Source organism: Citrobacter sp. MGH104, from assembly GCF_001034485.1.
GTDB classification, from domain to species: Bacteria; Pseudomonadota; Gammaproteobacteria; order Enterobacterales; family Enterobacteriaceae; genus Citrobacter; species Citrobacter freundii.
In genome coordinates this window covers 3,650,118-3,664,313 of record NZ_KQ089818.1, presented here as the reverse complement: position 1 = coordinate 3,664,313, position 14,196 = coordinate 3,650,118, and the positions used below count along the sequence as shown (strand labels likewise).

The 14,196-nt window shown below is 53.5% G+C and carries 15 protein-coding genes; 8 read left to right on the top strand and 7 right to left on the bottom strand.

Translation table 11 applies throughout. The features are described from left to right. Window positions 1–241: 241 nt before the first annotated feature. From ppsR to SK34_RS17260, 8 genes are all read left to right on the top strand, one after another. Window positions 242–1,075 carry a posphoenolpyruvate synthetase regulatory kinase/phosphorylase PpsR gene (gene ppsR / locus SK34_RS17295; protein WP_003030553.1) on the top strand — a complete coding sequence of 278 codons (834 nt, stop codon included), beginning with the start codon at window positions 242–244 and terminating at the stop codon, window positions 1,073–1,075. Between the two features lie 126 nt (window positions 1,076–1,201). Then, window positions 1,202–2,248 (top strand): 3-deoxy-7-phosphoheptulonate synthase AroH, encoded by a 1,047-nt coding sequence (gene aroH, locus SK34_RS17290; protein WP_003030555.1) that lies wholly within the window; start codon window positions 1,202–1,204, stop codon window positions 2,246–2,248. Between the two features lie 169 nt (window positions 2,249–2,417). Continuing rightward, entirely contained in the window at window positions 2,418–2,606 is a 189-nt protein-coding gene (gene hemP / locus SK34_RS17285) for a hemin uptake protein HemP (RefSeq protein WP_003030556.1), read from the top strand. A gap of 74 nt (window positions 2,607–2,680) precedes the next feature. After that, window positions 2,681–4,666, top strand: a complete 1,986-nt coding sequence (locus tag SK34_RS17280; RefSeq protein ID WP_048233607.1) for a TonB-dependent hemoglobin/transferrin/lactoferrin family receptor — start codon at window positions 2,681–2,683, stop codon at window positions 4,664–4,666. 47 nt (window positions 4,667–4,713) lie between these two features. Beyond that, window positions 4,714–5,745: a hematinate-forming heme oxygenase ChuS gene (gene chuS / locus SK34_RS17275; protein WP_048233606.1), complete on the top strand. Its 1,032-nt coding sequence runs from the start codon at window positions 4,714–4,716 to the stop codon at window positions 5,743–5,745. Next, entirely contained in the window at window positions 5,742–6,563 is an 822-nt protein-coding gene (locus SK34_RS17270; protein WP_048233604.1) for a heme/hemin ABC transporter substrate-binding protein, read from the top strand. The genes chuS and SK34_RS17270 overlap by 4 nt, the downstream gene beginning before the upstream one ends. After that, on the top strand, window positions 6,563–7,555 hold the full coding sequence (locus tag SK34_RS17265) for a FecCD family ABC transporter permease (protein ID WP_048233601.1): 993 nt from the start codon (window positions 6,563–6,565) through the stop codon (window positions 7,553–7,555). Before SK34_RS17270 ends, SK34_RS17265 begins: the two co-directional genes overlap by 1 nt. Further along, window positions 7,548–8,327 carry a heme ABC transporter ATP-binding protein gene (locus tag SK34_RS17260; protein WP_003836641.1) on the top strand — a complete coding sequence of 260 codons (780 nt, stop codon included), beginning with the start codon at window positions 7,548–7,550 and terminating at the stop codon, window positions 8,325–8,327. The genes SK34_RS17265 and SK34_RS17260 overlap by 8 nt, the downstream gene beginning before the upstream one ends. Here the strand turns inward: SK34_RS17260 and selO are convergent. From selO to ihfA, 7 genes are all read right to left on the bottom strand, one after another. Beyond that, window positions 8,324–9,766 carry a protein adenylyltransferase SelO gene (selO, locus tag SK34_RS17255; RefSeq protein WP_048216528.1) on the bottom strand — a complete coding sequence of 481 codons (1,443 nt, stop codon included), beginning with the start codon at window positions 9,764–9,766 and terminating at the stop codon, window positions 8,324–8,326. The two genes, SK34_RS17260 and selO, sit on opposite strands and share 4 nt — an antisense overlap. A 61-nt stretch (window positions 9,767–9,827) precedes the next feature. Beyond that, entirely contained in the window at window positions 9,828–10,541 is a 714-nt protein-coding gene (locus SK34_RS17250) for an EAL domain-containing protein (RefSeq protein ID WP_003836643.1), read from the bottom strand. Between the two features lie 316 nt (window positions 10,542–10,857). Further along, complete coding sequence (locus tag SK34_RS17245) at window positions 10,858–11,322, bottom strand: NlpC/P60 family protein (protein ID WP_003836644.1); 465 nt, start codon at window positions 11,320–11,322, stop codon at window positions 10,858–10,860. 77 nt (window positions 11,323–11,399) lie between these two features. Continuing rightward, window positions 11,400–12,149, bottom strand: a complete 750-nt coding sequence (gene btuD / locus SK34_RS17240; RefSeq protein WP_003030567.1) for a vitamin B12 ABC transporter ATP-binding protein BtuD — start codon at window positions 12,147–12,149, stop codon at window positions 11,400–11,402. After that, window positions 12,149–12,700: a glutathione peroxidase gene (locus SK34_RS17235; RefSeq protein ID WP_003030569.1), complete on the bottom strand. Its 552-nt coding sequence runs from the start codon at window positions 12,698–12,700 to the stop codon at window positions 12,149–12,151. Before SK34_RS17235 ends, btuD begins: the two co-directional genes overlap by 1 nt. Window positions 12,701–12,760: 60 nt before the next feature. Beyond that, on the bottom strand, window positions 12,761–13,741 hold the full coding sequence (gene btuC / locus SK34_RS17230) for a vitamin B12 ABC transporter permease BtuC (protein ID WP_003832584.1): 981 nt from the start codon (window positions 13,739–13,741) through the stop codon (window positions 12,761–12,763). Between the two features lie 153 nt (window positions 13,742–13,894). After that, window positions 13,895–14,194, bottom strand: coding sequence for an integration host factor subunit alpha (gene ihfA / locus SK34_RS17225; RefSeq protein WP_003030571.1), 300 nt, complete (start codon window positions 14,192–14,194; stop codon window positions 13,895–13,897). Window positions 14,195–14,196: the final 2 nt, after the last annotated feature.

The following is a 14,196-nucleotide window of genomic DNA, read 5'->3' as shown; positions in this document are numbered from 1 at the left end:
AATCGTTCAAGCAACTTTATTTTTTATTTTTTCAGATTGTTTCCGCATTTGCGCAAACCCGCGAGCCACAGGGGATCTCCACAAAAACTACCGGTATAAACATTTGTTCCGAAAAATGAAATGTACTTTTCATTAATTATAAAAATACCGTTTCATTTTATAAAAAAGATGCAGCAATATTCGCTTCTGGCGAATTTTAATTTATGCTTTCAGAGAATTATGTCTGCCCAGGATGAGCAAAATGGATAATGCTGTTGATCGTCACGTATTTTATATTTCTGATGGTACGGCCATCACCGCCGAGGTCTTGGGTCACGCGGTGATGTCGCAATTTCCGGTCACGATCAGCAGCATTACGCTGCCGTTTGTGGAAAATGAGAGTCGTGCGCGCGCGGTTAAAGACCAGATTGACGCGATCTACCAACAAACTGGCGTGCGCCCTTTGGTGTTTTACTCCATCGTCCTGCCAGAAATTCGCTCAATCATTCTGCAAAGCGAGGGATTTTGTCAGGATATAGTGCAGGCACTGGTTGCCCCACTACAACACGAGATGAAGCTCGACCCTACACCTATCGCCCATCGCACGCACGGTCTGAATCCCGGTAACCTCAACAAGTACGACGCGCGCATTGCCGCCATTGACTACACCCTCGCCCACGACGACGGTATTTCGTTGCGCAACCTCGATCAGGCCCAGGTGATCCTGCTTGGTGTTTCTCGTTGCGGCAAAACCCCGACCAGTTTGTATCTGGCCATGCAGTTTGGTATCCGCGCCGCCAACTACCCCTTTATTGCCGATGATATGGATAATTTGGTGCTGCCCGCCTCCCTGAAGCCGTTGCAGCATAAGCTGTTCGGTCTGACTATCGACCCTGAGCGCCTGGCGGCCATCCGCGAAGAGCGCCGTGAGAACAGCCGGTACGCTTCGCTGCGCCAATGCCGAATGGAAGTTGCTGAGGTAGAAGCGCTGTACCGGAAAAACCAGATCCCATGGCTGAACAGTACCAATTATTCGGTAGAAGAGATTGCTACCAAGATCCTCGATATCATGGGACTGAATCGCCGCATGTACTAGAATGCTAGTGCATTGGTTCGATTTTTTGTTATTATGCTCGCCACCAGGCAGGATGAGTGTGATATTGTGATGTACATCACTTCCCGGTAGTCCTGCCGTTGAAGCAACAAATTTCTGAGACAAGTAATGAACAGAACCGATGAACTCCGTACTGCGCGTATTGACAACCTGGTCACTCCAGCAGAGCTTGCGCAACGGCATCCTGTTTCATCCTCCGTCGCCCGTCATGTTACGGACTCCCGACGTCGGATAGAAAAAATTTTAAATGGTGAAGACCCCCGTTTACTGGTGATCGTAGGTCCCTGCTCGATTCACGATCTTGATGCCGCGATGGAATACGCGACACGATTACAGGCGCTGCGCACAAAGCACCAGGCGCGTCTGGAAATCGTGATGCGTACCTATTTTGAAAAGCCACGCACCGTCGTGGGCTGGAAAGGCCTAATTTCCGACCCGGATTTGAACGGCAGTTATCGTGTAAACCACGGTATTGAACTGGCGCGAAAACTGCTGTTGCAGGTCAACGAACTGGGCGTCCCCACGGCGACTGAATTCCTCGACATGGTGACCGGCCAGTTTATTGCCGATTTAATCAGTTGGGGAGCTATTGGCGCGCGCACCACCGAAAGTCAGATCCATCGTGAAATGGCCTCCGCGCTCTCCTGCCCGGTCGGTTTTAAGAACGGAACGGATGGCAACACGCGCATCGCCGTCGATGCGATTCGCGCCTCCCGCGCCAGTCACATGTTCCTCTCGCCGGATAAAACCGGTCAGATGACCATTTATCAGACCAGCGGTAACCCTTACGGGCATATCATCATGCGTGGCGGTAAAAAGCCGAATTATTATGCTGAAGATATTGCCGCCGCCTGCGATACCCTGCACGAATTTTCCCTGCCTGAGCATCTGGTGGTCGATTTTAGCCACGGCAATTGCCAGAAGCAGCATCGTCGTCAGTTGGACGTTTGTGACGACGTGTGCCAGCAAATTCGTAACGGTTCGACGGCAATTGCCGGGATCATGGCGGAGAGTTTCCTGCGTGAAGGTACGCAAAAAATCGTTAGCGGCCAGCCGTTGGTTTACGGTCAGTCTATTACCGACCCGTGCCTGAACTGGGAAGATACTGAACTGTTGGTTGAAAAACTCGCCTCTGCGGTTGATAGCCGTTTTTAATGCTGTTCACCGGGCAATATCACTTTGCCCGGTGCTAATCCTTTGTTTTTCCCCAATTGTTGTGCAAAAAACGTTCTCGTCACAATTATTTCACAAAAACGCTTGCCGCAAATTTGCAGTTTGATGATAATGATTATCATTGTTACATTGATTGTTATTTTTAAACACTATGTCACGTATGGATAACACAACGGCTACGCCTACAAAAGACACAACACCGCCTTCCGTCGCGCCAAACGAGCGACGAATTGACAGTAAAACCCTGCTGGGTAACGAAGGACGCGTGATCATAGAGCATGATGGTCAGCACTACCTGCTGCGCCAGACGCAAGCCGGAAAACTCATTCTGACTAAATAAACAACACATTTCGCCAGCCACCCAGGTCATACCCAGGCAGCCAGCGCTTTTCGATTTCCTAATGGAGAGTTGCTATGCCTTACCTGCACACCGCTTCCCTGCGCCCATCGCTGTTGGCGCTGGCGATTGTCAGTAACCTGCCCATCGTAGCCTATGCGGCGGTCGAGGATATGACCGTCACCGCCACCGGCAATGCCCGTAGTGCCTTTGAAGCGCCGATGATGGTCACCGTGATTGATGCCACCGCCCCGGAAAACCAGACCGCCAGTTCGGCAGCCGATCTGTTGCGGACGGTTCCGGGTCTAACCCTCGATGGAACGGGTCGTACCAACGGCCAGGACGTGAATCTGCGCGGCTACGATCGACGTGGCGTTCTGGTACTGGTTGACGGCGTTCGTCAGGGAACTGACACCGGACACCTGAACAGCACCTTCCTCGACCCGGCGCTTATCAAACGTATCGAAGTCGTGCGTGGCCCTTCCGCACTACTGTACGGTAGCGGCGCGCTGGGCGGCGTGATCGCCTATGACACTGCGGATGCCAAAGATCTGCTGGAAGCCGGACAAAACAGCGGTTACCGCGTGTTCGGTACCGCGGCAACTGGCGATCACAGCCTCGGTATGGGCGCCAGCGCATTTGGGCGCACCGATACGCTGGACGGACTGCTTGCATGGTCGAGTCGCGATCGCGGTGATTTGCGCCAGAGCGACGGTACTACAGCGCCAAACGATGAAGCGATCAACAATATGTTGGCGAAAGGTAGCTGGAAAATTGACAGCGCCCAGACGTTGGCCGGCTCGCTGCGATACTACAACAATGACGCCCGGGAACCTAAAAACCCACAAACCAGCGCGGCAGATGCCACCAGCAACCCGATGACCGACCGTTCCACCATCCAGCGTGATGCGCAACTGACCTACTCGCTTGCTCCGGCGGACAATGACTGGCTGAACGCGGATGCCCGTATCTACTGGTCCGAAGCGCGTATTAATGCACAAAACGTGGATAACACCGGCGAATTTCGCAAACAGACCACCAAAGGCGGTAAACTCGACAACCGCACCCGCCTGTTTACCGACTCTTTTGCTTCTCATCTGCTGACCTACGGCGGCGAATATTATCGTCAGGAACAACAACCGGGTGGTTCAACCACCGGTTTCCCGGAGGCAAAGATCGATTTCAGCTCCGGCTGGCTACAGGATGAAATCACCCTGCGCGACCTGCCGGTTACGCTGCTGGGCGGTACCCGTTATGACTCTTATCGCGGCAGCAGCGACGGCTATGAAGATGTTGATGCTGACAAATGGTCGTCCCGCGCCGGACTCACCGTTACGCCAGCCGACTGGCTGATGCTGTTCGGTTCATACGCTCAGGCCTTCCGTGCGCCAACCATGGGCGAAATGTATAACGATGCGAAACACTTCTCGATTGGTCGTTTCTACACTAACTACTGGGTTCCAAACCCTAACCTGCGCCCGGAAACCAACGAAACGCAGGAATACGGATTTGGCCTGCGCTTTGACGATCTGCTGATGGCGAGCGATGCGCTCGAATTTAAAGCCAGCTATTTCGACACCAAAGCAAAAGATTACATCTCCACCAGTGTTGACTTCGCCGCTGCGACAACCATGTCCTATAACGTTCCCAATGCCAAAATCTGGGGCTGGGACGTGATGGCGAAATATACCGCCGACCTGTTCAGTCTCGACATGGCCTATAACCGCACACGCGGCAAAGATACTGACACAGGTGAATACATTTCCAGCATTAACCCCGACACCGTCACCAGCAAACTGAATGTGCCGGTTGCGCACAGCGGTTTCTCCGTAGGCTGGATTGGGACATTTGCTGACCGTTCAACGCATATCAGCAGCACCTACGCTAAACAGCCTGGCTATGCAGTAAACGATTTTTACGTGAGCTATCAGGGCCAACAAGCACTGAAAGGCATGACCACCACGCTGGTACTGGGCAACGCCTTCGACAAAGAGTACTGGTCGCCGCAAGGCATTCCGCAGGATGGTCGTAATGGCAAAATTTTCGTGAGTTATCAGTGGTAATCACTTTTCCCCGGTTCGCCGGGGCCGCAATCTGGAAGGAAGAGACAATGAATCATTACACACGCTGGCTGGAACTGAAGAAAGAAAATCCCGGAAAATACGCACGTGACATTGCAGGATTGATGAATATTAGCGAAGCCGAACTGACCTTTGCGCGCGTCGGCCATGACGCCTGGCGCTTACGTGGCGAAGTCCGCGAAATCCTCGGCGCACTGGAAGCGGTTGGTGAAACCAAATGCATTTGCCGCAACGAATATGCGGTGCATGAACAGGTTGGCGCTTTTACCAATCAGCACCTGAACGGCCATGCCGGGCTGGTTCTTAATCCGCGTGCACTCGACCTGCGTCTGTTCTTAAATCAGTGGGCAAGCGCTTTTCATATCAGTGAGACCACCGCCCACGGCGAGCGTCAGAGCATTCAATTCTTTGACCATCAGGGAGACGCACTGCTGAAGGTTTATACCACACAAAATACCCTCGTTGAGGAATGGGCGGCGTTGCTGACCCGTTTCATCTTTGCAGAAAACCCGCCGCTGGTGCTGCAACCCGTCAACAATTCTGTGCCTGCCGCCGTCACTGTCGACGCACAGACCGTTGATCAAGAGTGGCGAGCGATGACCGATGTCCATCAGTTCTTCGGTCTGCTGAAACGCCACGATCTCACCCGCCAACAGGCGTTTAATCTGGTTGGCGACGATCTGGCCTGTAAGGTTTCTAATAGCGCACTGGCGCAATTACTCGACACCGCGCGTCAGGATGGCAACGAAATTATGGTTTTTGTGGGTAATCGCGGCTGTGTACAGATATTTACCGGCGTAATAGAAAAACTGGTGCCGATGAAAGGCTGGCTGAACATCTTCAACCCAACCTTTACCCTGCATCTACTGGAAGAGAGCGTGGCGGAAACGTGGGTGACGCGTAAACCGACCGCCGATGGTCACGTCACCAGTCTGGAGCTGTTTGCTGCCGACGGCACGCAAATCGCCCAGCTGTATGGTCAACGTACGGAAGGCGAGCCGGAGCAGACGCAATGGCGCGCACAGATTGACGCACTGACGCCGAAAGGACTGGCCGCATGAAAAAACTGCTGGCCCTGATCGCGCTGCTGCCCTTCGCGGCGCTGGCTGCGCCCGAGGAACGGGTTGTTGCGCTCGGTGGCGATGTCACCGAGATTGTCTACGCACTGGGAGCACAACCCTCCCTTGTGGCGAGAGACAGCACCAGCCAGTGGCCTGTTGCGGCAACCGCGTTACCTGATGTTGGTTATTTGCGCCAGCTCAACGCCGAAGGGATCCTAGCTACCCGCCCTACGCTGGTCCTTGCCAGCGCGCAGGCACAGCCCTCTTTAGCACTAAAACAGCTTGAGCAGAGCAACGTCAAGGTTGTCACGATCCCAGCAAGCAACGATCTTAACGCGATTGATGAAAAAGTTCGGGTTATCGCTGCGGCTACTCATCGGGAGGCCGACGGAGAAACTCTGCGCGCAACGTTACGTCAGGAACTGGCGACGCTCCCGTCGTCTGAACTTAATAAACGTGTGCTGTTTATTCTCAATCATGGCGGGATGACCGCAATGGCGGCGGGCCAGCAAACCGGAGCCGATGCGGCGATTCGTGCCGCAGGTCTACGCAACGCCATGCAGGGCGTTAATCGCTATCAGCCGCTGTCACAAGAAGGCGTCATTGCCAGCCAACCCGATCTGGTGGTGATTTCGCAGGACGGCGTTAAGGCGATGGGTGGCGAAGATAACCTGTGGGCGCTACCGGGACTTGCGCAAACACCTGCCGGAAGGAATAAACAGGTATTGCAGGTTGACGTTATGGCGCTGTTGGGCTTCAGCGTTCGCACGCCACAGGCTATTTTGCAGCTTCGTGCTAAAGCGGAGCAATTGCCCTGATGTCCCGGCGGATCACCTGTTCGTTGTGGATGTTGGCATTGATGCTGGTTGCAATGACGGTTCTGGCTACCGGTTTTGGCGCGTTGCGCCTGCCGGTAAGTCTGCTCTGGCGTGATGGCGATGAGGCACTGCGTCAAATCTGGATCACGATTCGCCTTCCCCGCGTCCTGCTGGCGCTGGTGATTGGCGCCTCTCTGGCGCTCGCTGGCTGCGTGATGCAGGGACTGTTTCGCAATCCGCTTGCAGACCCTGGATTACTGGGAATAAGCAGCGGCGCCGCCTGCGCTGTGGCCCTGTGGGTGGTGCTGCCTGTCTCTTTGCCCGCGCTGATGATGTTGTATGCTCCAATGCTGGCCGCTTTTTTCGGCGCGCTAGCGGCAACAGTAGTGATTTTTATCCTCAGCCAACAGCGCGACGGTTCGCTCTCCCGCCTGCTGCTGGTCGGCATTGCCATCAACGCGCTCTGCGGGGCGGCGGTTGGCGTACTGTCGTGGGTCAGTAACGATGCGCAACTGCGCCAGCTGTCGCTATGGGGAATGGGAAGTCTGGGGGCCGCACAGTGGCCCACGCTGTTGGCTGTCACTTCGCTGACAACCCCGACAGTGCTGATCATCTGGCGACTTGCTCCGGCGCTGAATCTTCTGCAACTGGGTGAGGAAGAGGCGCATTATCTCGGCGTTGATGTACGTACAATCCAGCGTATTTTGCTGCTTTGTAGCGCATTACTGGTTGCCTCAGCCGTGGCGGTAAGCGGGGTGATTGGCTTTATCGGGTTGGTAATCCCACATTTAATACGTATGTGGCTCGGCTCAGACCATCGGGCCGTTATTCCGGGTTCCGTGCTGGCGGGCGCGTTTTTATTGCTGATTGCCGACACCCTGGCTCGTACGGCGGTTGCGCCTGCGGAGATGCCGGTCGGTCTGTTGACCAGTCTTCTCGGCGCACCGTGGTTTTTATGGCTTATTTTTCGTCAGCGAGGAGCGCATGGCTGAACATTTCATCGCTGAAGGGCTTCACTATCACGTAGCTGGCAGAGCGGTGATTGACGACGTATCGCTCGCCCTTACAAAAGGTGAACTGGTTGCGCTCATCGGCCCAAACGGTGCGGGGAAATCCACCCTGCTGCGCCTGCTGACCGGTTTTCTCAAACCAGCAACCGGGCGTTGCGTGCTGGCGGGCAAACCGCTGCATGAATGGTCTACCCAGACCCTGTCGCGGCATCGGGCAGTGATGCGCCAGCAAACACAGTTGGGATTCGACTGGCCGGTAGAGGCCGTCATCGCGATGGGCCGCGCGCCGTGGACCCAACAGCAGGAGCCCCGGCTTATCGCTCAGGTGATGGAAATGACCGGATGCACACCGTTGGCGGGTCGGCAATACGCCGCGCTTTCCGGCGGCGAGCAACAGCGAGTACAGTTAGCCCGTGCGCTGGCACAACTCTGGTGCGACGGTGCGCCTCGCGGTTGGTTATTCCTTGATGAACCGACCTCCGCGCTGGATCTTTACCACCAGCAGCATCTGTTGCGCATGCTAAAAACGCTTACCTCTTCGGGAGAGCTGCATGTGTGCATTGTGCTTCACGATCTGAACCTCGCCGCACTGTGGGCAGACAGAATAGTGCTGCTGCACAACGGCAGGCTGGTATCGCAGGGAACACCGGAAACTGTGTTACAGGCCGATGACCTGAAGCGCTGGTACGGTGCTCAGGTACACGTTGGCCAGCATCCGGCCAACGCCTCCCCGCAGGTATTTCTGGCCCCTTAGCTTGAACAACTCACTTCCAGCCGTTTGCCCCAGTCAGGTGGACGGCTGACATAGTCATCATCACGATCGGCAAACGGGGTACGCAACGCCTGGTGCAACCGATGCAGCTCGGCGTAATCCCCCTGTTCTGCCTGACTAATCGCCCGTTGCGCCAGCCAGTTACGTAATACCATCGCCGGGTTAGCCGCCTTCATCTGGGTTTGTCTGACAGCATCGGCAATATTGTCTTGCTGAAGGCGCGAGCGATACCGCGTGAACCAGTCGTCAAACGCTGCGCGGTCGATAAACTCATCGCGCAACGGAGATTGCGCACTGTGTTGTTCCGTTTGGCTGAGCATGCGAAACGTTCGCGTATAGTCGCTTCTTTCCCGCGACATCAGACTAAACAGCTCGCTAAGCAGTTCGTTATCGTCTTTCTGCTCGCTAAAGAAGCCGAGCTTTTGCCGCATCCGCTGACCGTAGCGAGTTAACAGCGCCAGCTGGTAACTGTCCAGCGCATCATTGAGCGCCTCGACCGGGATAAACGGCGACAGGGTTTGCGCCAGACGTTGCAGGTTCCACAACGCGGCGGCCGGCTGATTATCGAAACTGTATCGCCCCTGGTTGTCAGAGTGGTTACAGATATAATCGGGTACGTAATCATCAAGAAAACCGAATGGACCGTAATCCATCGTCAGACCCAGAATCGACATGTTGTCCGTATTCATAACACCATGCGCAAACCCTACCGCTTGCCAGTCAGCGATTAACGTCGCAGTACGCGTGACAACATCGTTAAACCACAGCTGATATTTATCGGCGTCTTCCTGCCATTGCGGCCAGTAATGGCGAATCGCAAAGTCAGCCAACTGGCGCACTTTTTCCGGCTCCCGGCGATAGTAAAAATGCTCAAAATGGCCAAACCGCATATGGCTTTGCGCCACGCGGATAAGCATCGCTCCCGCTTCGACCGTTTCGCGATACACCGGCGTGTCGCTGGTGACAATCGACAATGCCCGCGTGGTCGGTATTCCCAGGTAGTGCATCGCTTCGCTAGCAAGGCTTTCGCGAATGGTCGAGCGCAGCACGGCGCGCCCATCCCCCATGCGGGAATACGGTGTGAGTCCGGCGCCTTTCAGGTGCCAGTCAAACGTTGAACCATCCGCGAGCTGTTGTTCGCCCAGCAGGATCCCACGTCCGTCGCCAAGCTGACCTGCCCAGACGCCGAACTGATGTCCACTATAAACCTGGGCTAAAGGCGACATCCCGGGAAGCAGCGATTCGCCTCCCCAAACGCCCGCACCAGTTGAAATATCAAATAGCGCCGCAGGAATAGCTAATTGCTCCGCCAGCGCATCGTTATGCCAGATAAGGCGCGCATTTTTCAAAGGGGTGGGTGAAAGCGCGGTATAAGTTGCTGGTAGTTCATCACGCCAGCGAGTGGTAAAAGACAGGGTCATAGGGCCTCCTGCCTCTAGTGTAGACTGTTAATAGCCTGTTAAACACCAGCAAATAAAAGGGTTATATCTTAGCAAGCGAAATTATCTGCGCAGGAGGCACTGCAGGCCACAATCCTCCCTGCATGGCACTGAATCCTACAGGCAAAACGCGCTCCAGCATCTCTTGTGTATCAATTCCGCTAATGATTATTGACTCACAGCTGGGAGATAGTTGCGCCAGAATAGCCCGCATAAACGGCTCAAACGAAATATGTGCAATCCTTTGTTGAACAAAGTTTTTATCCAGAACGACGCGTTTGAACAGGCCGTCAAAAATTGCCCGGGTTGATATACCGCCAGCACCATAGTTTGTCAGGACTAATGGAAATCGCGCAGCAAGTGCGGCCAATGTTGGATTATCTTTACCTTTGTTTAACTCCGGATAGCTTTCATTAATAGTCAGCTCCAGAAATGAAAATCGTTCAACTTGTGAAGCAAGTTCAGTATCTGATAATAAAGTATTAGCAATTGCTGGCGTTAAATTAATCCAGGCAAATACTTTTCGCTGAATAAAAAAATGTTGGCACGTTTCGATTAATTCTAGTTTTTCTACAAATAAACGACATTGTTCGTCGTCTGACATCCGAGGTAGGACCAGCTCGGTGGGTATACGCACATCCCCATGTGCACTGGCGAAATTGGTGATGATGTCGACGAATTCAAGATCGCCTTTTTCGCTTCTCGCAGGAAGAAAAGAGAACTCAGAATGGTAAAGATTATCCAGTGAAACAATCATCGTGCCAGCCCCGCTGCATGGGTGTTATCCGGCATCCTGTAGCAAAGGATGAAGAAATACGTTACTGCTGATGCAAGTAGAGGCCCTTTCATTTTTCCCTTTTTAGCCGGTAAATCGAATCCTTTTTTTTAGCTTATCCTGATTATAAGCGAATATCCAGCTTTGCACTTTTTAATATCTCGGAATAAATCATATTTTTAGCAAGATACGCTCTTAATGTTCATGGGTATTGTCTAACCAAAAGCAGAAATAAAAGTTAACTTTCAAACGGTGATGTCGAGGCTGCCACTCGATGGCAGCCTCGGAGTTGTGAGGATTAAATACGTCGCGCCTGCCAAAAGTTTTTACGCCAGTAAACGTTATCCAGAGACGAGCGCATCACTCCACGGCTGGTTGAAGCATGAATAAATTGATTATTGGTATCGTAAATACCGACATGCAGACCGCTTTCCCCAGACCCGGTTTTAAAGAAAACCAGATCGCCGGGCAGCAAATCGTCTTTATCAATTTCGGTACCAATCTTTGATTGCGTACGCGTATCGCGTGGGAGTTGCAGATCGAATTTATCGCGCATCGTCATCAAAACAAATCCAGAACAATCCACCCCGCTACGACTCATACCACCATAACGATAGGGTGTGCCATGCCAGGTTTGTAGCTGATCATTAAGACCGGCAATAACGGCGATTGAATCCGACAAGCGGGCATTTGGCGCAGGCGCACGATGGCTGCTGCAGCCCGCCAAAAACAATGCTGTGATTAAAAGGAGCCAAAAGCGCATTCAGTACGAATCCTCTGAATTTTATTTTTATACCAATTTAGCGTGGAAATTATATGCTTTTCAAGAACCCATTTAACTTAAGTGGTTGATATGAGCATTCTATGCCCTTCAATATCCAAACGTCGGAAGTTGACACCATAGGCCGCAGACAGATTGGCCGGCGTCAGTACCGCATCTCGAGAACCACTGGCAAGCAGTTTCCCACGTTTGAGTAGCCAGGCTTTATGCGCATGGCGTAAGGTGTGATTAAGGTCGTGACTACTCATCACAATCGCTATGCCCTGCAAACACAGCTGACTCAACAATCGATCCAGTGCGTTTTGTTGCGCGACGTCCAGACTGTTCATCGGCTCATCCAGGAGTAAAAGCTGACCTAATGGATTCGCTTGTGGGCAAATCTGCAGGATAACCGCAGCCAGGCGCACACGCTGCCACTCACCGCCGGAGAGTTGGTTCACGCCGCGCCCCAGTTTATCTCCCAGGCCGAGCGCATCGGCGACCTCCTGTAACAGATCGGTACGTGCTTTGTCGGGTTGATGCAGCGTCAGAAAATGCCAGACCGGCATCGCAAACGGCGGATTTTGCTGTTGCGCAAGATAGGCACGATATTGCGCCAGCCTGGCAGCCGGCCATTCCTCCAACGGCATATCACCAAAAGTGATGCTGCCCTCTCCGTTCGTCAGACCCGCCATACGCGCCAACAGCGTACTTTTTCCGGCACCGTTTGGTCCCACTAAATGCAGGATCTCTCCTGCTTTTATCTCACCAGAAAGCGGGCCAAGACGGGTCGATTCCGCGACGTCCTGTAGCTGCATCAATCGAGACATTAGTTTGCCAGCGCCTGCTTGATGGTTTGCACCAGAATGGGATCCTCAGGCGTCATATCCGGTGAGAATCGTTGCAGCACTTTTCCATCGCGACCCACTAAAAACTTCTCGAAATTCCACAGAATATCGTCCGGGTAGAGCGGCGCACGACCTTTGCTCGCCATTCGCTCATAGAACCCACTGTCCGCAGGTGCAACGGCCGTTGGTGCGGCATCAATCAGCTTCTGATACAGCGGATGGCGTCCCTCGCCGTTGACGTCAATTTTGCTGAACATCGGGAAAGTTACGCCCCAGGTGGTACTGCAGTACGTTTTTATTTCCTCTTCGCTGCCCGGCTCCTGGCCCAGAAACTGATTGCAAGGGAAACCAAGAACGCTGAAGCCCTGTTGGTGCCAGGTTTTCTGCAGATTCTCCAGTTGCTCGTACTGCGGCGTCAGTCCACATTTTGAAGCAACGTTGACAATTAACAGCACATTTCCGGAATACGGCTGCAGTGAGGTAACCTCGCCGTCGATGGTCGTCACTTCTGTATCGAGGATAGTGTTTTGCATAGCATCTCCAGAACAACAGGTGGATTTTCAGTTTTTAATCATAGACCGAACCAACGCGTTCTAGCGCGCGGCTTTTAACAATAACCAGATAAATACCGGTGCGCCCATGGTGGCCGTCACCACGCCGATAGGTAACTCAGCCGAGGCCAGCACCAGACGCGCGACAACATCAGCAAACAGTAATGCGATTGCACCAGCCAACGCACAACCTGGCAATAAAACACGGTGATCGGTGAGGCCGCACAGTCGCAAAATATGCGGTATCACAAGCCCAATAAAACCAATCGCCCCTGCCAGAGCCACGCTCACGCCGACCATCCAGCCCGTGGCGACCACCAGCAGGTTGCGCCAGAACCATAGTGGCAGCCCCAGCTGACGAGCAGACGTCTCTCCTAATGCCAGCATATTCATCGGCTGCGACTGACAGCAGATCCACACCAGTACCGGAATCAACGCCACCATGAGCCAGGCCTGATGCCAGTCTACGCCACCGAAGCCCCCCATCATCCAGTACATCAGCTGTCGTAAGTCAAATGAGGTGGAGAAGTAGATGGCCCATGTCATCAGCGCGCTACAGATAATCCCCAGCGCCACCCCTGCCAGTAGCAGACGGCTGGTAGACAAATGACGGCGGGCGAAACGTAGCAGTATGAGCGTGATAATCAGCGCCCCGGCAATGGCGCAAAGGCCCAATGCCCAGCCGGGAAGTTGCCCCTGCCCCAGCAGCACCGCCGCGATAAGCCCGACTCCCGCGCCGTTAGACACGCCTAATAATCCCGGCTCGGCGAGCGGATTTTCAAAGAGAGCTTGCATCACTGCGCCTGATAAGGCCAACGCAGCGCCTACCAGCAAAACGGCAAGGGTACGGGGAAGTCGGATTTGCCAGACGAACAGATCGCCGCGGGCGCTGAACCAGTCGCCGGGAGCGATCCATTGTTCTCCTGCGCACAAGCTTAGAATCGTTGCCAGTAGCATAAGTACTGACAGTGACAGTATCCAGCGCACATTTCGACGCTGCTGTTGATGGGCGAAAGTCAGCATGTTTTCCATTCTGCTGAAAAGAGATGAAGGTGATTCTACGGTGCTGATTCGGTAGTGAAAAGGAAAAAGGCCGCAGAGCGGCCTTTTTAGTTATATATCATGGTTTGCGCTGCCGCTTTGATGGCAGAGCAAGTGACTTAACGGATCGTTAAATCACTCTTCTTTGGGCGTTGCGTTTTCGACCCGGCTTTTTAACTTCTGTCCGGGTCTGAAGGTCACCACGCGCCGTGCTGTAATGGGAATATCTTCGCCCGTTTTCGGGTTACGGCCCGGACGTTGATTCTTATCACGCAGATCGAAGTTACCAAAACCAGAGAGTTTTACCTGCTCACCATTTTCCAGAGCACGACGGATCTCTTCGAAAAACAGCTCGACCAGTTCTTTGGCATCCCGCTTGCTAAGCCCAAGCTTATCAAACAGATATTCTGACATTTCAGCTTTTGTAAGCGCCATAG